This window comes from Aeromonas sp. MR19 (assembly GCF_963899305.1).
In the GTDB taxonomy this organism is placed as follows: Bacteria; Pseudomonadota; Gammaproteobacteria; order Enterobacterales; family Aeromonadaceae; genus Aeromonas; species Aeromonas bestiarum.
Genome location: NZ_CAWQWZ010000051.1, coordinates 197,542 through 215,040 on the forward strand (window position 1 = coordinate 197,542; position 17,499 = coordinate 215,040).

Consider the following 17,499-nt stretch of genomic DNA (forward strand, 5'->3'; position numbering starts at 1 on the left):
ATAGTTACCCCACTTGGATATCAAAAAATGGTTGAATATCATCGTCATCAATCGGTAACGAGTGATGTAGCTGAGCGACATGCTCCGTGCTTATAGCGTGTATTTCAACCCATCCATTTCTACGTTCAGCCATACGACGCTTTCTTTTTTCTGCGGAGCGCTGATTACTCGCTAGCCGAGTTTTCTCTATTGCAGCATCTTCGACTTCTCGCATCTTTTTAATTCCAAGGAAAATCATGTCTTCATTGACCTGATTTCTTGGATCTTCTTTAAATTGTTTTTGAACTGCCCTCAACTCCCAAAGGCTGATAGCAGGCCTAGTGCTATTAAAATATGGGATAGGACAATAAGTCCCACTATCTGGCTCAAGAAAATAAATAACGCTGATGTCCCTCGGATCTCTCGCAAAAATGAATTTACGTGAATTCTTGGAGTGACCAAACTCAGTATTACCTATCCAACGGCGTAAAACAGGTGCATAGTAATTTATATTGTCAATCACGACGCCATGACGTTGAATTGTTCGCTCAACATAAGGAGTGAAGTCGAGTCTGAAAGTATTCTCATCTTCAATAGCAGCAGGAAGCCCAACACCGGGTTGAGTCGCAGTACCATGCACATACTTATGATACAGTTTTATAGGGGGTATATTGTTAATACCTTTATGTTCCCGATGATGGTAACAATATACAATAAAAAGTGTAAACCAAAGGTCTAGCTCTGCAAGAGTCATGCATGCTTTTCCTTCGGAATCATAATCCAATTTCTTTTTAACATTAGAGAAAGTCGTTCCCTGCAAACCATGACACTCTCCCATAAAAGTGCGAAACGCTCTCTCGACATGAGGGCCATAATTAGGGAGACCTCTAGGTCTGAACTCGCAAATTATCCCATGCTGTTCACACGCTCTTTTCAGCATGTTCCCATGGAATTCTTTTGCATTATCCAAATGTATTTTTTGCATTTTCCCATATATCGGCCACTCAACAGGGATATCTCTCTTTGCAAGCCAATGCTCTTTACGCATTACTGCATGAGCAATACATAATCCAGCAGAGAGCGCACTCGGAGGATCTAGCGTCATAACAAAGCCAGTAACCATTTTAGTTGTGACATCTATCGCCAATGTCAGGTAGGGACGTCCTATTGGCAAACGATGTTCTTCATCAACGACGATGACATCGACCTTAGTATGATCTATCTGTACAACAGCATTAGGGTAATCAGCCCCAGGAAAACTTCCTCTGAGTGGTTCAAGTTTTTCTCTAGCGAGTTTTTGGCTATATCTTTTTCTGAGAAGCTCTCGTTGCTCTATATTTCTTACTCGTGCATACACAGTATTTTTATGCGGTGGTTCGATGTCCACAGAGATACATTCATGTTTAATTTCACGATACAACTGCAATATTGAACGACGCTCTTTTTTCAAATAACAGCTTTGAATTTTTTGATTTATTATCTCGGAGACTTCATCACTTAGCCTTGACTCGCCTTTGTCTGATCTCGGCGTTCTTAATAAGGATGATACTAATCCTGTTTCTTCAAAGCGCTTTATCCAACGATACACCGTCGCAGCACTTTTATTAGCCGATGCAGCAACAAGTTCGACATCTTGCATCTCACGATTGGGCTGATCAAGAAGAGGCCTGATCAACTCATATCGTTCCACTGCTTTGTCCCACTCCTTGTCTTCTGACAACAGATGGTGTGCGGTTGAAGCTTCGCTAGAGACCGGTGAAAGTGTCAATGAAGAGACCTGAGCGATTTCAGTTTTTGCATCATCCACAGTTCGAATGATTGCATCTGACAACCCCTTCAGCTCAATGACAATTGCTGGAGAATTCCGCCAATAAACAAGCTGGCCAGGACGAATGGTCTTCATCTTAAAAATCCTCTTCTACCCATATAAGGGAGTGCATCGTTAAAGGGGTATTCAGATTACATCCAATGGCTCCAGTTGAGACCAGGTGCCAAATCACAGGGATCATGTGCCCTCTGTTGGTCTTATCATTACAAAGTGCACACAGCAGGACATTTGGATCGGACTCATCAAGATCAAGAAGGGTCTGCAACACGAGAGTCTTCATCTGAAGTGATGGGACTCTTTCGCGATATGGCCATAGAAACTTCACGTTTGTGAGGTAGGGAGTTCGTATCTCGCGCTCAGTAAAAACTTCAAAGCGCCATAACCGGCTACGGCAATATGCTTTTGCCGCTCGGAACTTCGGCAACAGGGATTTCCAATCTTTTCTGAAATCAGCTCGATGCTTAACTTCGTAGAGAATCGGCAAGATGTGAAAGTCTTGGGCCGATTGGAACTGTATCAGTCCATCAGGTGTGTACCGCCGCACGTTGTTTTCTGCATCTAAGTATTCAATGGTAAGTGGCTGAGGCGTGAAAGTGTGGACTCTCGTATCGAAACGAAGGATCTCCATGAGGTCACGCTCTAAGGTGGACTCATACTTTCCCAACTGAGGTACAACACCAGTCACACTGCGTGATGAAATCCCGATGTCTCGGACTGGCGTAAGGTGTTGTTGTTTAGCCATTTTCATTTTCCATTGGAAACTAGGTAGATTTTCGCATTTATTGAAGGATATTACACTGGCCCACAACGGCGTGCTGTTTCTCGACGAGCTGCCGGAGTTCGAGCGCAAGGTGCTCGACTCCCTGCGCGAGCCGCTGGAGACGGGCCACATCACCATCAGCCGGGCCGCCCGTCAGGTGGATTTCCCCGCCCGCTTCCAGCTGGTGGGGGCCATGAACCCCAGCCCCTGCGGCCATTATGGCGACGGCCAGACCCGCTCCAGCCCGGATCAGATACTGCGCTATCTCGGCAAGCTCTCGGGCCCCTTTCTCGATCGCTTCGATCTGACGGTGGAGGTGCCGCTGCTGCCCAAGGGCAGCCTCACCGGCAAGGCGGAACGGGGGGAGTCGAGCCAGCAGATCCGCGATCGGGTACTGGCAGCGCGAGAGCGGATGCTGAGCCGCAATGGCAAGCTCAACAATCTGCTGGATAGTCGCGAGATAGAGGACATTTGCCGATTATCACCGCAAGATGCCGAGTTTTTGGAGAATGCCATCCAGAGGCTTGGGCTCAGCATCCGGGCCTGGCACCGCATACTGCGGGTATCGCGCACCATAGCGGATCTGGCGGGACGGCCCGCCATCGAGAAGGAGCACCTGATCGAGGCCCTCGGTTATCGCGCCATGGACCGGCTGCTGTCGCGACTGCGCAGCGGCTGACTGGCGCCATGCAGAAAGCATGAGTCCCGGGCTGCCGATGGCCCTGTGCATGGTCTAGCGAGCCATCGGCTGATATTATGGCCACAGATCTGACCACTTGGTTGCCACCCACAGACAAGAAGACGGACCCGACTCATGCACAACAAGCTGATAGAGCGGCTGCGCGGCAGCCTCTCGACCCTGCTCTATTTCCTCAACACCCTGTTCTGGTTTGTCCCCATACTGCTGCTTGGTCTGATCAAGCTGCTGCTGCCACTCAAGGGCTGGCGCACCCTCTGCAATGCCCTGCTGGACGGCTGTGCCAGTTGCTGGATAGGTTTCAACAATCTGATCCAGAAAACCATCATCAGGACGCCTTTCGAGGTGGTCGGAGTGGACAAAGGGAACCGGAATGAGTGGTATATGGTCATTGCCAACCATCAATCCTGGGTCGACATACTGGTGCTGCAGCGGATTTTTAATCAGAAAATCCCCTTCCTGAAGTTTTTCCTCAAGAAAGAACTGATTTGGGTACCTTTTCTCGGTCTGGCATGGTGGGCGCTGGACTTCCCCTTCATGCGGCGCTATTCCCGTAAATTTCTGGAAAAAAGGCCACATCTGAAGGGAAAAGACATAGAAACAACGCGCCAGGCCTGTGCCAAGTTTCGCCACATTCCGGTAAGCGTGATGAACTTCGTGGAGGGCACCCGCTTCACCGCCCGCAAGCACGACAAACAGGCCGCGCCCTATCGCCACCTGCTGCACCCGAGGGCTGGCGGCATCGCCTTCACCCTGGCGGCCATGGGCGATCAGCTGCACAAGCTGGTGGATGTGACCATCGCCTATCCGGGCGGTATCCCCAGTTACTGGGACTTCATGTGCGGTCGGGTCAAGGAGATCAAGGTTCGGGTCCGCTTTCTGCCGATCGAACGCAATCTGGTGGGGGATTACTTCAATGACCCCGAGTTCCAACAAGAGTTTCAACAGTGGCTGAACGGGATCTGGCGTGAGAAGGACCAGACCCTGAACCAGCTGCTGGCGGACAAGACGCAGTAAACGACGCCCATGCCAACCCTGCTCCCCGGCCCCCTGGTGCTGCTCATCAGTACCAGCCTGACCATTTTGTTCACCGCCCTGTGCGCCAGCCTGATCCTGCTGGTGTCGCTGGCCAAGCTGCTGCTGCCCATTCCGGCCTTTGGCCGCGTCTGCAGCCGGCTCAACAACCGTTTCATGCGCCTCTGGTTGGCCTGCAACGCCCTGGTGATCCGCCTCACCACCCGCATTGACTGGCAGATTGAGGATGACACCCGACTGCGCAAGGATGGCTGGTATCTCATCGTCAGCAACCACATGAGCTGGACCGACATAGTAGTGCTGGGTCACCTGTTTCGGGATCGGCTGCCGGTGCCCAAGTTCTTCATGAAGCACGAGCTGATCTACATACCGCTGCTGGGGCTCGCCTGCTGGGGACTGGACATGCCCTTTATGCGCCGTTATTCGAGAGAGTTTCTGTTAAGAAATCCGCATCTGCGCGGCAAGGATATAGAGACCACCCGCAACGCCTGCGAGAAGTTTCGCCACATCCCCACCACAGTCATCAACTTCGTGGAGGGAACCCGCTTCACCGAGCCCAAGCGGGATGCGGCCCGCTCCCGCTACCGCCACCTGATGCCACCCAAGGCTGCCGGGCTGGCCTTCACCCTGGCGGCCATGGGGGAGCAGTTCGACAGCCTGATCAACGTCACCATCAGCTATCCGGACAACGCAGAGACCCCGTTCAAGGACTTCCTGATGGGGCGGATGAAGCGCATTCGGGTGCGCATAGAGGAGCTGCCGGTGGATGAGGCGCTGGTCGGTGACTACTTCAATGACAAACAGTTCAAGCGGGGTTTTCAGGGCTGGCTGAACCAGCGCTGGCAGGAGAAGGACGAGGTGCTGGACGGCTGGCAGCGGGATCAGGAACCGCTGCCAAATGCCGCCAAAGAGGGATCCAAAGAGAGTGCAGAGGCCAGCTCGGCCAACTGATCCTCCGAGAAGACATTGATCCCGTGGCGACGCAGCAGGGCCGTGGTCTTGCCCTCGCCCGTCACTGACGCGCCTTCGAAGCGACCATTGTAGATGCGGCCGCTGCCGCAAGAAGGACTCCCCTCCTTGAGCAGGGCGAAGCGAATGCCCTGCGCCTGACAGAGTGCCAGCGCCAGCTCGGCGCCGCGATCAAACTCGGTCGTCACATCCAGCCCGCTCGCGGTCAGCACCCGCTCGCCCTGTCGTTCGGCAGGGGGACGCGGGGTCGGCAGGCCGCCCGCCACTTCGGGGCAGAAGGCCAGCGTCCGCCCTTCAACCCCCAGCGCCGTCAGCCAGTCGCTGACGATCCCCTTGCTCTGGCCATCGTAACGCACTGGCTGACCCAGCAGGCAGGCACTCACCAGCACCCGGGGCGGCGTTTTGCTCATGCTTCCGCTCCATGCATCACCTGATCGAACATGACGCAGCAGGGGCTCTCCATCCGGTAGAGGATGGCGGGGCGCTGCTTGCCGGTGCGCTTGCGACCCGTATCCACCAGAATGTCGGCGCGATGGATCCGCTTGCGAAACGCTGCCGTGTTCATGGGGGTTTGCAGGATGATCTCGAAGGCGCGCTGCACCTCGGAGAGAGTGAACTCGGGCCCCAGCAGTTGCAGCGGCAAGGTGCTGTAACGACTCTTGATCCGCAGCCGCTCCAGCCCTCGGGCGATCAGCTGGGTGTGATCGAAGGCGAGGCTGAGGCCGGGCAGGGACGAGAGCGGATGCCAGCAGCCGTGAATGGCCTCGACATCCGGTTCGACCAGACAGAGATAGACCAGCGTCGTGGACCAGCCGCGGGGATCCCGCTCCAGATTGCCGAGGGTGCAGACCTGCTCGCTGTAGCAGTGGCCCAGCCCCCACTCCCCCAGCAAACGGTGGCGAGCCGCGTCCAAGTCCCGATCCCGAGTCTCGTCGATGCGCAGCGCCGGCAGTTGCCAGCAGTGGGCAAAGGGGGGGCGATCGCGGGTTTCAAGCAGCAGCTCGAGCCGCTCCTCGTTCAACCGCAGCACCACCATATCCAGACTCATTCTCAACATGCCGATCGCCCTGCTCGCCTTCGATTAATGTTTGGTAGATAATATCACACGAATAGTATGTGCAGGAGCCACTCAATGGGAACCGTCGCCAGCCTGGATATTGATGCGCAGAAGGGATTTACCCCCCTCTGCCCGAACGAACTGCCCGTCGTGGGCGGGGATGATATTGTGGCTGCGCTCAACGCTCAGGCCACCCTCGCCAGCCTGCGGGTCGGCAGCAAGGACTCGCATCCCGCCAACGCCGCCTGGGCCGTCAGCGATCCCGCCGGCATGCTGCTGCCGCTGGACTTGCCCAACGCCGATCTCACCTGGCCTGTGCACTGCGTGCCGGGCACCAAGGGCTTCGAGCTGCTCGACGGCCTGCCCGCCCCCATAGATTACGACTTCTTCGTCTGGAAGGGGGTCGAGCCGGATCTGCATCCCTACGGTACCTGCTTCCACGATCTGGCCGAACGGCGCAGCACCGGGCTCATCGAGTTTCTGCATGCCCGTGGCGTCACTACCGTGCTGGTCGGCGGTCTGGCCACCGACTACTGCGTCAAGACCAGCGTGCTCCAACTGCGCCACGCCGGTTTCCGGGTGATCGTCCATCTCGATGCCTGCCGTGGCATAGCTCCCGAGACGGTTGCCTGCGCCTGCACCCAGATGATCGAGGCGGGTGCCGAACTGGCCCAGACCCTGATCGATGTACAACGCCTGCTGGACGCCTGATATGCCGCCTATCCTCACCCGCCAAGCCGACACCGGCGCCTGCACCTTACCTATGCGGCAGGGGAACGTCATCGCGCTCCCCAGCCTGCGGGGAGCCTGATATGCCACCGATCCTCACCAGCCTGCTCGACACCGACGCCTACAAGCTGCACATGCAGCAGGCGGTGTTCCATCGCTATCCGGATGCCGAGGTGGTGGCCGAGTTCCACAGCCGCAACGAAGAGGATCTGCTGCCCATGATGGGCCAGATCGAGGAGCAGCTGCGCCTCGCCGGTTCCCTGCGGCTGACCAGACCCGAGCTCAATTTTCTGGCCGAGCGCCCCTTCTTCACCGCCGACTACCTGGATCACCTGCGCCGCAAGCCGCTCGATGCCTCCCTGCTGAAGGTGTTCGAGCAGGATGGCCGCATCAATGTGCGGGTCGAAGGGCCCTGGCAGGATGTGATCCTGTGGGAAATCCCTGTGCTAGCCATCATCAGCGAGATGCGCAACCGCTTCCGCTACCCCCAGTTTGGCGTCAGCCAGGCGCTGGATCGGCTCGATCAGAAGATCGACAGGCTGGAGCATGAGCTGAGCAGCGACGAGATGAGCGAGTTCAACCTCATCGATTTTGGCACCCGCCGCCGCTTCTCCCACACGGTGCAGGATGCCGTGGTGGGCCGTCTCAAGGAGCGCCTGCCGGCGTTTCGCGGCACCAGCAACTACCTGCTGGCCCAGAAGTACCAGTTGTCGGCTGTGGGCACCCAGGCCCACGAGTGGTTCCAGGCCCACCAGCAGCTCGGCTTCCCGCTGGAGCACAGCCAGCGCGCCGCCCTCACCAGCTGGCTGGACGAGTTCACCAACCACCTCGGCATAGCCCTGACCGACTGCATCACCATGGACGCCTTCCTGCGCGACTTCGATTTCGAGCTGGCCAGCCGTTATCAGGGGCTGCGCCACGACTCAGGCGATCCCGTGGTGTGGGGCGAGAAGGCCATCAGCCACTACCAGCAGCTCGGCATCAACCCCACCGACAAGACGCTGGTCTTCTCCGATGGGCTCAACCTCGACAAGGCGGTGCAGCTGTTCCGCCACTTCCGGGGCCGCATCAACACCAGCTTCGGCATAGGCACCAAGCTCACCTGCGATCTGCCCGGCGTCAGCCCGATGAACATCGTCTTCAAGCTGATGGAGTGCAACGGCGGCCCGGTCGCCAAGATCTCCGACAGCCCGGGCAAGACCCTGTGCCGGGATGCGGACTTCATCCGCAACCTCAAGCAGGCCTTCCACGTCGGGGTGTAACGCGCCTTTTTGCGGGGCCCATCTTGCGCAGAGCGCCAGTGGCCCCCTACCATGACCCCACTGAAAAGGTCCGACTCGTGTCGGGCCTTTCTCTTGCCCGAACGACAGACCACAAGGAACTGCCCATGACCTCTAAATGGATATTTGCCCTCACCACCCTGCTGGCCAGCCTGAGCGCTACCGCCGCCGAGCCGTTGCGGGTCTCCGCCATCCCGGACGAAGCCCCCACCGAGTTGCAGCGCAAGTTTGCCCCGCTGGGCGAATACCTGGCCGAGAAGACAGGGCGCGAGGTGGTGTTCGTGCCGGTCAACGATTACGCCGCCGTGGTCGAGGCGCTGGCCGCCGGCAAGCTCGACATGGCCTGGCTCGGGGGCTTCACCTATGTGCAGGCCCATCGCCGGGCCGACAAGGTGGTACCGCTGGTCCAGCGCCAGGAAGATGCCCAGTTCACCTCCAAGTTCATCGCCAACGCCGACAGCGGCATCAAGACCCTGGCCGACACCAGAGGCAAGGACTTCGCCTTCGGCTCCCCCTCCTCCACCTCTGGCCACCTGATGCCGCGCCACTTCCTGGCCGAGCAGGGCATCAACCCGGAGCGTGACTTCGCCCATGTCGCCTTCTCCGGCGCTCACGACGCCACCGTCGCCTGGGTCGCCTCCGGCAAGGTGCCGGCCGGTACGCTCAACGCCTCCGTGTGGGACAAGCTGGTGGAAGAGGGCAAGGTCGATACCGCCAAGGTCAAGGTGATCTGGACCACGCCGACCTACTTTGACTACAACTGGACGGTGCGCGGCGACCTGGACCCGGCGCTGCAGGAGAAGATCAAGCAGGCCTTCCTCAGCCTGGATCCTGCCGTCCCGGCCCAGGCCGAGATCCTCAAGCTGCAACGGGCCAGCCGTTTCATCGAAACCAAGCCCGAGAACTACCAGGGCATAGAAGCGGCCGCGACCCAGGCCGGTCTGCTGAAGTGATCGCCGTTGCACTGGACGGGGCAGGGCTGCGGCTCGGCGAGAGTCGCATCCTGCATCCGCTTCGCCTGCGGATCGAGGCGGGGGAGTGTGTCGCCATCATAGGACCGAGCGGCGCGGGCAAGACCAGCCTGCTGCGGCTGATCGGCACAGAGCTGCGCGGGGATCTGGCACTCTCCCTCTGGGGGGAAGATCCCTGGGCCCTCTCCACCCGGGCCCGCCAGCGGCTGCGCAGCCGGATCGGCATGGTCTGGCAACAGCCTCCGCTGCCCGCCTCCCAGCCTGTGGTGACCGCCGTGCTGGCCGGCAGGCTCGGCCAGTGGTCCCTCGCTCGCGCCCTGCTCTCGCTGCTGCGTCCCTGCGATCCGCAAGGTGCACGGGCCGAACTGGCCCGCCTCGGCCTCGCCGACAAGTGGCAGCAGCGCTGTGGCGAACTCTCCGGCGGCCAGTTGCAGCGGGTCGGCATAGCCCGGGTGCTCTATCAGCAGCCGGATCTGATGCTGGCCGATGAACCCGTCTCCGCCCTCGATCCCGTGCTCGCTCAAAGCAGCCTGGATGCCCTGCTGGCACAAGCCCGCGCCCGTGGCAGCACCCTGATCGCCAGCCTGCACGCGGTCGACCTGGCACTCGATCGCTTCCCCCGCATCATAGGCCTGCGCGAGGGCCGACTGCAGTTCGACTGCCCCGCCGCCGCCGTCACCCCGGCCATGCTGGCCGCCCTCTACGCCGGTGACATGGAGGCCCTGCCGTGCATCGGCTGATGAGCCGCTGGCGCCATCCCCTGCCCTGGCTGCTGGCCCTGGTCGGCTACAGCCTGTGGCAGCAGGCCGACGGCTGGCTCGGCCTGCTCGATGGCCAGAGCTGGCGGCAGATGGGCAATTTTCTCGCCACCAGCTGGCCACCCCGGGTGGATCAGGACTTTCTCGCCCTGACCCTGACCGCCACCCTGGAGAGTCTGGCCGTGGCGACCCTGGGGCTGGCTGGCGCCCTGCTGCTCGGCATTCCGTTCGCCCTGCTCGGCTCCCGCGCCCTGTCGCTGGCCGAGCTGGGCCCCATCCCCAGCCCGCTGCGCGGTGCCTTACGCGCCTTCAGCCGACTCATCGCCATCCTGCTGCGCAGTCTGCCCGAGCTCATCTGGGCGCTGCTGTTCGTGCGCCTGTCCGGGCTCGGACCGCTGGCCGCCATCCTGGCCATCGCCGTCAGCTACGGCGGCATGCTGGCCAAGGTCTACAACGAGATCATGGAGAGCGGCGCCCTGCAACCGGCCCGCGCCCTGCTGCTCGGCGGCAGCGGCCGTCTGCAGGCGCTCTGCTACGGCGTGCTGCCTGCGGTGCGTCAGGAGCTGCTCTCCTACACCGTCTATCGCTGGGAGTGTGCCCTGCGCGCCTCCGTCATCATGGGCTTCGTCGGTGCCGGCGGGCTCGGCCAGCAGCTCGAACTCTCGTTACGCATGTTTGCCGGCGGCGAGGTGGTGACCCTGCTGCTGGCCTTCATCCTGCTGGTGGCCCTGGCGGATGGCCTCAGCGCCTGGCTGCGCCACACCCGCTCCCCCGGCCTGCAACTGCTGGCCTGCCTGGGGTTGGCCAGCGCCATGGCGTTCCACCAGCTCGACTGGCGCATGCTGAGCTTCTCCCTCGGCGGACTGGGTCAGTTCATCGGCGAGTTTCTGCAACCGGACTGGTCACCCCCCTTCCTGCTGACGGTCGGCACCGGCCTGCTCGATACGGTGCAGATGGCGCTGCTGAGTACCCTGTTGAGCGCCCTGCTGGCGCTGCCGCTGGCCTGCCTCGCGCGCCACTGCTGGCCGCTGCGGCTGTTGTTCAACCTGCTGCGATCCGTGCCCGAGCTCATTTTCGCCAGCCTGCTGGTGATCGCGGTCGGGCTGGGGCCGGTGGCGGGCATACTGGCGCTCACCCTGCACACCACGGGCGTGCTGGCCAGGCTGTTCGTGGAGACGCTGGAGAACGCGGATCAGAGCCCTCGCCTCGCCCTGCAGTTGAGCGGCTCAGGCCCCGTTGCCAGTTTCTGGTACGGTCTGTTTCCACTGGTGTCACGCCAGTGGCTGGCCTACAGCCTCTATCGCGGCGAGATGAACCTGAGGGCCGCCACCATACTCGGGGTGGTGGGTGCAGGCGGGCTGGGGCAGCAGCTCTATGTGTCGCTCAGCCTGTTCCGTTACGATCAGGCGTCCACCCTGATCCTGGCCATCCTGCTGCTGGTCTGGCTGGCGGAGGGGATCAGCCGCCACTCCCGGTTGCCGCGCCCCGTGCCCTCCCAGCGGGACTGCCAGATCTGAGGCCGGGTTCCTGGTCGGTGCCATGCTGACCAGACTCAGGCCCAAAAAAACAAAAAGCCCGCCGGTTCGCACCGGCGGGCTTTTTTCATGAGGTCAGGCAATCATCAGTCTTTCTTGGCCAGCAGGAATTTCACCAGCTGGTTGAACTGCTCCTGGGAAGTAATGGATTCGATCTTCACCATGTACTTGCCGTTGACCAGGAAGGCCGGCACACCGCGGATGTTGTAGCTCTCGGTGTTGCGGTCAAACTGGGAGACCATGCCGGAGACGGCGAAGCTGTCGACGGCACCGTCGAATTCTTCGGCCGGCACGCCGTTGTCCACGAAGATCTGCTTCACGTCGGTACGGCTCTGCGGGTACTGACGCTGGGTGTGGATCTTGTCGAAGATGGCCGGGGTCAGCTTGCCTTCAACATTCAGCAGGCTGGCAACGGCGTAGGCACGCTGCATCTCCGGACCCATCTCGCGGCCCAGGAAGGCCACCGGGTTTTTCTTCATCGGCACGCCTTCCGGCAGATTCTTCTTCAGATCCGCGGCAATCGGCTCGAATTTGGCGCAATGGGGGCAGTAGTAGGAGAAGAACTCCAGCACTTCAGGTTGGGCGCTACCCGTCTGTTTGACCACGTCGTAGTTAACGCCTTCCTTGAACTCGGGGGCGGCGTGAACCATGGGGATCATCAGCATGGCAGCGAGGAAAAATAGTACTTTTTTCATGACGTTTCCTGTTAAGGGATCACTGTGAGGCACGCCCGGCGAACCGAAGCAGTGCCAAGCCTATTGTGTCGCCATGTCGGCGTCAATGGCAAAGGACCACACCGGCAGGCTCAACGGCAGGGAGCGCCATCGGCTGACAATCGCTGGGTATATGCCAACGGCCAACCGTATCTCCCTTTGCTCACCACCCCGGCGTCAACGTCAGAGGCGGTGCCTTGAGCGCCTCCAGCTGGTCGTGCGGCAGATATGGGGATCTGCTGCGTCACCACCCCGGCGTCAACGTCAGAGGCGGTGCCTTGAGTGCCTCCAGCGGGTCGTGCAGCAGATATGGTGATCTGCCGCATCACCACCCCGACGTCAGCGTCAGAGGCGGTGCCTTGAGCGCCTCCAGCGGGTCGTGCAGGCAGATATGGGGATCTGCTGCGTCACCACCCCGGCGTCAGCGTCAGAGGCGGTGCCTTGAGCGCTTCCAGCTGGTCGTGCGGCAGATATGGGGATCTGCTGCGTCACCACCCCGGCGTCAGCGTCAGAGGCGGTGCCTTGAGCGCTTCCAGCTGGTCGTGCAGTATGGCGATCTGCTGGCGCCAGTAGTGGTCGGTATTGAACCAGGGGAAGTGGCGTGGAAAGGCCGGATCTTCCCAGCGTCGGGCCAGCCAGGCCATGTAGTGGACTATGCGCATGGCCCGCAGCGGCTCGATCAGCGCCAGCTCACGCGAGTCGAACTCCATGAACTCCTCATAGCCCGCCAGCAGGGTATCGAGCTGGATCAGCTGCTCGTGACGCTCGCCGTTGAACAGCATCCAGATATCCTGGATGGCGGGGCCGGTACGGCAGTCATCGAGATCGACGAACATGGGACCGTCGCGCCAGAGGATGTTGCCCGGGTGGCAGTCGCCGTGCAGGGAGATCTGTGCCACATCCAGGGTCATGGCGTCACAGACGTGCTTGATCAGCTCGTCGAGCACGCCGAAGAAGGATTTGGCCAGCCCGCTCGGCAGCCATTCGCCGGACGCCAGCAGCTGACGCGGCTCGTGCAGCATGCTCTCCACATCCAGCCGGACCCTGTGATGGAAGGGGCGGCTGGCGCCTATCTGGTGGATGCGGCCAAGATAGCGCCCCACCCACTCCAGCTGATCCAGGTTGTCCACCTCGAACTGGCGGCCCCCCACGCTCTGCCAGATGGCAAAGGGGTAGCCTTCGTGCTCCAGCAGGGTTTCTCCAGCGAAGGCGAGCGGCGCGGCGACCGGGATCTCCGCATCCCAGAGACGCGTAGCGAACTCATGCTCCTCGAGGATCTGGGCCCGGCTCCAGCGACCGGGACGATAAAACTTCACCACGTAGCGGCGACGATCCTCGTCCTGAAACTGGTAGACCCGGTTCTCGTAGCTGTTGAGCTCGATGAGGCCGGAGTCGATACGCAGGCCGCTGAGATCCAGCGCGTCCATGATGAGATCGGGATTGAGGTCGGAATAGTTGAAACGCATGTCATCCACCATAAGAAAGGGGCGCCGTTGCGCCCCAGTCTATCACCACTCGGTTCAATGGCGTTCAACCCAACCGGTTGCGCCACGCTTTCCTGCTATCACTGCGGTCACTGGGGGCCTGAACTGACCGGCCCTCCACAGCTCTCTCCGGCATCACAGCCGGCTGATAAACTTGCTGGCCTGGCGCAGTGTGCCCTTGCTGTCATCCGGTGCCGTTCCATCCCGCTTGAGCACGAACTGGATGTCCAGAGTCGGCTTCTTCAGGTTGAAGGGGTCGACGGCCACGCTCACCGGCAGGGTGTAGATCTCGCCCGCCTTCAGGGTCACTTCGCGCGGACCGAACCACTGGTGCTCCGGCAGCCCCTCCACATCCAGCTGATAGGTCTGGGCATGCAGGGTCTTGTTGAGGATCTTGAGGGTGTAGGTGTTCTCGATGAGCCCCTCGCTGTTCTCGCGGAACAGCTGGTTGCGATCCCGCAGTATATCGAGCCCCATCGGCATGATGGACATGGCGTTGTAGACGAACACCCCCAGCATGATGACCATCACCAGGCCGTAGCCGAGCAGCTTGGGCCGCGCCACATGGGTGCTGTTGTGGGCCAGCTTGTGCTCGGTGGTGTAGCTGATCAGCCCCTTCGGATAGCCCATGCGATCCATGGTCTGGTCACAGGCATCGACGCAGGCGCCGCAGTTGATGCACTCGTACTGCAGGCCGTCGCGGATGTCGATGCCGGTCGGGCAGACCTGCACGCAGAGGTCGCAGTCGATGCAGTCACCCAGCCCCAGCGCCTTGGGATCGGCCTTGCGGGCACGGGCTCCCCGGGTCTCGCCACGCTTGGTGTCATAGCCGACGATGAAGGTATCCTTGTCGAACATGGCGGACTGGAAGCGGGCATAGGGGCACATGTGGATACACATGATGGCGCGCATCCAGCCGGCGTTGCCGTAGGTACAGGCGGCGAAGAACAGCACCCAGAAGATGACCCAGCCGCTCGTCTGCAGGCTGAAGAAGTCAGGCACCAGCTGGAAGACATCCTGGAAGTAGGCGACGAAGGTGAGACCGGTGCCCAGCGACAGCAGGATCCAGGCCAGATGCTTGGCGCCCTTGCGGGCCAGCTTCTCGCCACTCCAGGGAGCCGCATCCAGCTTGCGCCGTTTGTTGGCCGCCCCTTCCAGCTTCTCTTCGAACCAGATGAACATGAAGGTCCACACGGTCTGCGGGCAGAGATAGCCACACCAGACCCGGCCGAGGAAGGTGGTCACGAAGAAGAGCGCGAAAGCGGCGATCATGAAGATCCAGGCCAGCAGGGTCAGGTCCTGCGGCCAGATGGTGGCACCGAAGATGTGGAACTGCTGATGGCCGATATCGAACAACACGGCCTGACGACCGTCATAACGCAACCAGGGCAAGGCGACGAAGAGCACCACGAAGAACCAGCCCATGGCCTTGCGCACCCGCTGCCAGTAACCGGGTTGCGCCCTCACGTAGATGCGGTTGCCGGGATTGAACCTGTCATCGCCGGCTTTGAAGGTATTGGGGTTGTACGTCCCCGTTACATCGCCGGTGACATCCTTGATATCGATTTTTTCATGATCGGCCATTGCAAGACACAGCTCCCTTATTTGTTATGGGGCGGATTATATCTTAAACAACCTGCTAATTGTGTGGGTAAAATGTATCTAATGTTCGAGTGATGTCGCAATTTCAAGCAACAAAAAAGGCGTGTCGCCAGTTGACGAAACGCCTTTCTAAGAGATTCCTTTGAACACCACCAAAGGCTCCAGCTGGAGCAATCTTTACTTGATGCCGCGCGCCTTGAGCAGGGCTTCCTTGAAGTCGGGTACATGATCCTTGGCCAGGCCGGGGATCATCGCCTGCTTGTCGGACTCCCGCATCTTGAGGTGGTAGATCAGCATGTCGTCGGTCAGGTCGGACAAGGCACCCTCATAGCCGGCTTCCGCCGCCAGCTTGGCCACGAACTGCACCAGGCTGAGGTCCTGTTCCTTGATCCAGGCAGGCTGCAACAACTCCAGCAGCTCTTCGATACGATGACATTGCATAGACAACCTCTTTAAATCTGTCATGTGAAACTCAGGCAACCTTACCCATCAAGGCTACTTCGATACGATCCCGCCCATTATGCTTGGCCTGATAGAGGGCCGCATCCGCTTTTTGGATAAGCTCGGCGATGGAGCCGCTCTGATCCGGCACCAGGGTCGCCACCCCGAAGCTGCAACTGACCCGGCCGGAAACCAGGGATTTCTGGTGGGGAATGCCCAGCTCCTTGAGCGCCACCCGCACGTTTTCGGCTATCTGCAACGCTCCCTGCATGCTGGTACAGGGCAGCAGCAGGGCAAACTCCTCCCCGCCGTAGCGAGCGGCGAGATCATCCTCGCGGCGCTGCACCTCGGCCAGCAGGCCCGCCACCCGCTGCAGGCACTCATCCCCCAGCTGATGGCCATATAGATCGTTGAATTGCTTGAAGTAATCCACATCTACCAGCACCAGTGACAGGGGCGCCCTGGCACGATGACAGCGGCGCCAGGCCCGCTCCAGGCTGTAATCCAGATGGGCGCGATTGGCGATGCCGGTCAGGCCATCCAGCCGGGAGGTGAGCTTGAGGTGCTCTGAGACCGCCTTCAGCTCGGCCACCAGATCGGCGTTGGAGAAACGGTGATAGAGGGAGGCGACCTGATCCCGCCGCAGACGGCGCAGCAGGGTCGGCAAAAAGACAAACAGATAGCCAGCCAGCATGCAGGAGACGATCCGCTCCTGCTCGTTGCCGGCCCCCAGCTCGAAGAGCATGGCGAGCCCGAGCGGCAAGACGGCGCCGTAGAGGGAGCGGCGGCTGCCAAACAGCATGATGGCACTGCCGGTGAGGATCAGGCTGGAGAGCATCATCATGGCGGCGCGATAGGTGTCGGGCAGCTTGTCCATGTAGAGCAGCACGCCGAGCGCCCAGATGATGGAGGTGATGGTGACCCCGATAAAGAGCTCGCGCTCCAGCACCGGCAAGGGGATCTGCGCCAGCCTGGGCTGACGCCAGCGCAGGTGCCAGCCGCGACACAGCAGCAGCAGGCTGACCAGTGCCAGCCAGCCGAGCGCCTCGCCGGCGGGCAGGTAATCGTGGAACAACAGGCTCCAGCCGAGCGCCAGCAGACCCAGGCAAGGCAGGCTGAATGAGGCGTGAGTATAGAGCTGGGCCATGATGGCCTGCTTCACCTGACGTGTCACACTCTGAGTCAACTGCGTACTCCCTGTACAAGAGCCGCACAGTCTACCACTACCCCTTCCGGGCCAACAATAAAACGTCCGTTATTAAGCGGTTGGTCAGCCGCGCTCCAGCTCGTCCAGGATGGGACACTCGGGGCTTTCATCCCCGTGGCAGCAGCAGACCAGCCCCTCGAGGGAGGCCAGCATGGCCTGCAAGCCGGCGATGCGGGCCCGCAGATCGACGATCTTCTCCTGTGCCAGCTTCTTCACCTGGGCACTGGTCCTGTGCTCGTCCCGGTAGAGCGCCAGCAGCTCCTGGCACTCCTCCAGATTGAAGCCTGTCTCCCGCGCCCGCTTGACGAAGCGCAGCTCCCGCAGCGCCCCTTCCGTGTAGCTGCGATAGCCGTTATCGCTGCGTACCGGCGCCGAGATGAGGCCGATGCTCTCGTAGTAACGTATGGTCTTAGCGGTCAGCCCCGTGGCCTTGGCAACCTTGCTGATGTTCATT

General features: G+C 60.3%; 17 protein-coding genes and 1 pseudogene. 8 read left to right on the forward strand and 10 right to left on the reverse strand.

Features of this window, described 5'->3' with window-relative positions; translation table 11 throughout:
- Positions 1-4: 4 nt before the first annotated feature.
- Together AACQ95_RS19285 and AACQ95_RS19290 are read right to left on the reverse strand one after the other, a co-directional pair.
- The gene (locus AACQ95_RS19285; protein WP_241279431.1) at positions 5-1,882 is read right to left on the reverse strand and encodes a Mu transposase C-terminal domain-containing protein; all 1,878 of its coding nucleotides are present in this window, start codon (positions 1,880-1,882) and stop codon (positions 5-7) included.
- Between the two features lies 1 nt (position 1,883).
- Positions 1,884-2,549 (reverse strand): heteromeric transposase endonuclease subunit TnsA, encoded by a 666-nt coding sequence (locus AACQ95_RS19290; RefSeq protein ID WP_241279433.1) that lies wholly within the window; start codon positions 2,547-2,549, stop codon positions 1,884-1,886.
- Between the two features lie 46 nt (positions 2,550-2,595).
- Here AACQ95_RS19290 and AACQ95_RS19295 point away from each other — a divergent pair.
- From AACQ95_RS19295 to AACQ95_RS19305, 3 genes and pseudogenes are all read left to right on the forward strand, one after another.
- Positions 2,596-3,246, forward strand: a pseudogene (locus AACQ95_RS19295) (ATP-binding protein); the annotation flags it as partial.
- A 135-nt stretch (positions 3,247-3,381) separates the two neighbouring features.
- A complete protein-coding gene (locus AACQ95_RS19300) occupies positions 3,382-4,281 on the forward strand; it encodes an acyltransferase (protein WP_098981446.1) in 900 nt (299 codons plus the stop codon).
- A gap of 9 nt (positions 4,282-4,290) precedes the next feature.
- Positions 4,291-5,250: an acyltransferase gene (locus AACQ95_RS19305; protein WP_241279434.1), complete on the forward strand. Its 960-nt coding sequence runs from the start codon at positions 4,291-4,293 to the stop codon at positions 5,248-5,250.
- Here AACQ95_RS19305 and AACQ95_RS19310 read toward each other — a convergent pair.
- On the reverse strand, positions 5,181-5,678 hold the full coding sequence (locus AACQ95_RS19310; protein WP_241279436.1) for a DUF523 domain-containing protein: 498 nt from the start codon (positions 5,676-5,678) through the stop codon (positions 5,181-5,183). The two genes, AACQ95_RS19305 and AACQ95_RS19310, sit on opposite strands and share 70 nt — an antisense overlap.
- Positions 5,675-6,325 (reverse strand): NUDIX hydrolase, encoded by a 651-nt coding sequence (locus tag AACQ95_RS19315; protein WP_241279438.1) that lies wholly within the window; start codon positions 6,323-6,325, stop codon positions 5,675-5,677. Before AACQ95_RS19315 ends, AACQ95_RS19310 begins: the two co-directional genes overlap by 4 nt.
- Positions 6,326-6,400: 75 nt before the next feature.
- Between AACQ95_RS19315 and AACQ95_RS19320 the strand changes: the two genes are divergently transcribed.
- The 5 genes from AACQ95_RS19320 (at position 6,401) to phnE (ending at position 11,580) form a co-directional block, all read left to right on the forward strand.
- Positions 6,401-7,036, forward strand: a complete 636-nt coding sequence (locus tag AACQ95_RS19320; RefSeq protein WP_241279440.1) for a nicotinamidase — start codon at positions 6,401-6,403, stop codon at positions 7,034-7,036.
- 101 nt (positions 7,037-7,137) lie between these two features.
- Entirely contained in the window at positions 7,138-8,316 is a 1,179-nt protein-coding gene (gene pncB, locus AACQ95_RS19325; protein WP_241279442.1) for a nicotinate phosphoribosyltransferase, read from the forward strand.
- Positions 8,317-8,441: 125 nt separating this feature from the next.
- Positions 8,442-9,287 carry a putative selenate ABC transporter substrate-binding protein gene (locus AACQ95_RS19330; protein ID WP_241279444.1) on the forward strand — a complete coding sequence of 282 codons (846 nt, stop codon included), beginning with the start codon at positions 8,442-8,444 and terminating at the stop codon, positions 9,285-9,287.
- Entirely contained in the window at positions 9,284-10,045 is a 762-nt protein-coding gene (locus AACQ95_RS19335) for a phosphonate ABC transporter ATP-binding protein (RefSeq protein ID WP_241279446.1), read from the forward strand. Before AACQ95_RS19330 ends, AACQ95_RS19335 begins: the two co-directional genes overlap by 4 nt.
- Positions 10,045-11,580, forward strand: coding sequence for a phosphonate ABC transporter, permease protein PhnE (gene phnE, locus AACQ95_RS19340; RefSeq protein WP_241279484.1), 1,536 nt, complete (start codon positions 10,045-10,047; stop codon positions 11,578-11,580). Before AACQ95_RS19335 ends, phnE begins: the two co-directional genes overlap by 1 nt.
- A 104-nt stretch (positions 11,581-11,684) precedes the next feature.
- Here phnE and AACQ95_RS19345 read toward each other — a convergent pair whose 3' ends face one another.
- The 6 genes from AACQ95_RS19345 to cueR form a co-directional block, all read right to left on the reverse strand.
- Positions 11,685-12,293 (reverse strand): thiol:disulfide interchange protein DsbA/DsbL, encoded by a 609-nt coding sequence (locus AACQ95_RS19345; RefSeq protein WP_042870394.1) that lies wholly within the window; start codon positions 12,291-12,293, stop codon positions 11,685-11,687.
- Positions 12,294-12,799: 506 nt separating this feature from the next.
- Entirely contained in the window at positions 12,800-13,789 is a 990-nt protein-coding gene (locus AACQ95_RS19350; RefSeq protein ID WP_241279449.1) for a serine/threonine protein kinase, read from the reverse strand.
- A 141-nt stretch (positions 13,790-13,930) separates the two neighbouring features.
- Positions 13,931-15,379: a cytochrome c oxidase accessory protein CcoG gene (ccoG, locus tag AACQ95_RS19355; protein ID WP_103472334.1), complete on the reverse strand. Its 1,449-nt coding sequence runs from the start codon at positions 15,377-15,379 to the stop codon at positions 13,931-13,933.
- Between the two features lie 195 nt (positions 15,380-15,574).
- Positions 15,575-15,838: a YihD family protein gene (locus AACQ95_RS19360; RefSeq protein WP_042870400.1), complete on the reverse strand. Its 264-nt coding sequence runs from the start codon at positions 15,836-15,838 to the stop codon at positions 15,575-15,577.
- 31 nt (positions 15,839-15,869) lie between these two features.
- Positions 15,870-17,024: a GGDEF domain-containing protein gene (locus AACQ95_RS19365; protein ID WP_043142562.1), complete on the reverse strand. Its 1,155-nt coding sequence runs from the start codon at positions 17,022-17,024 to the stop codon at positions 15,870-15,872.
- Positions 17,025-17,108: 84 nt separating this feature from the next.
- Positions 17,109-17,498, reverse strand: coding sequence for a Cu(I)-responsive transcriptional regulator (gene cueR, locus AACQ95_RS19370; protein ID WP_042035872.1), 390 nt, complete (start codon positions 17,496-17,498; stop codon positions 17,109-17,111).
- Position 17,499 lies beyond the last annotated feature (1 nt).

What these genes read in the sequence shown, in the direction of transcription:
- AACQ95_RS19330 (WP_241279444.1), top strand. Translation starts at nt 8,442, where the DNA reads ATGACCTCTAAATGGATATTTGCCCTCACCACCCTGCTGGCCAGCCTG.
- AACQ95_RS19310 (WP_241279436.1), bottom strand. Translation starts at nt 5,678, where the DNA reads ATGAGCAAAACGCCGCCCCGGGTGCTGGTGAGTGCCTGCCTGCTGGGT.
- ccoG (WP_103472334.1), bottom strand. Translation starts at nt 15,379, where the DNA reads ATGGCCGATCATGAAAAAATCGATATCAAGGATGTCACCGGCGATGTA.
- AACQ95_RS19305 (WP_241279434.1), top strand. Translation starts at nt 4,291, where the DNA reads ATGCCAACCCTGCTCCCCGGCCCCCTGGTGCTGCTCATCAGTACCAGC.
- AACQ95_RS19290 (WP_241279433.1), bottom strand. Translation starts at nt 2,549, where the DNA reads ATGGCTAAACAACAACACCTTACGCCAGTCCGAGACATCGGGATTTCA.
- AACQ95_RS19315 (WP_241279438.1), bottom strand. Translation starts at nt 6,325, where the DNA reads ATGTTGAGAATGAGTCTGGATATGGTGGTGCTGCGGTTGAACGAGGAG.
- AACQ95_RS19350 (WP_241279449.1), bottom strand. Translation starts at nt 13,789, where the DNA reads ATGGTGGATGACATGCGTTTCAACTATTCCGACCTCAATCCCGATCTC.
- phnE (WP_241279484.1), top strand. Translation starts at nt 10,045, where the DNA reads ATGAGCCGCTGGCGCCATCCCCTGCCCTGGCTGCTGGCCCTGGTCGGC.
- AACQ95_RS19320 (WP_241279440.1), top strand. Translation starts at nt 6,401, where the DNA reads ATGGGAACCGTCGCCAGCCTGGATATTGATGCGCAGAAGGGATTTACC.
- AACQ95_RS19300 (WP_098981446.1), top strand. Translation starts at nt 3,382, where the DNA reads ATGCACAACAAGCTGATAGAGCGGCTGCGCGGCAGCCTCTCGACCCTG.
- pncB (WP_241279442.1), top strand. Translation starts at nt 7,138, where the DNA reads ATGCCACCGATCCTCACCAGCCTGCTCGACACCGACGCCTACAAGCTG.
- AACQ95_RS19285 (WP_241279431.1), bottom strand. Translation starts at nt 1,882, where the DNA reads ATGAAGACCATTCGTCCTGGCCAGCTTGTTTATTGGCGGAATTCTCCA.
- AACQ95_RS19345 (WP_042870394.1), bottom strand. Translation starts at nt 12,293, where the DNA reads ATGAAAAAAGTACTATTTTTCCTCGCTGCCATGCTGATGATCCCCATG.
- cueR (WP_042035872.1), bottom strand. Translation starts at nt 17,498, where the DNA reads ATGAACATCAGCAAGGTTGCCAAGGCCACGGGGCTGACCGCTAAGACC.
- AACQ95_RS19360 (WP_042870400.1), bottom strand. Translation starts at nt 15,838, where the DNA reads ATGCAATGTCATCGTATCGAAGAGCTGCTGGAGTTGTTGCAGCCTGCC.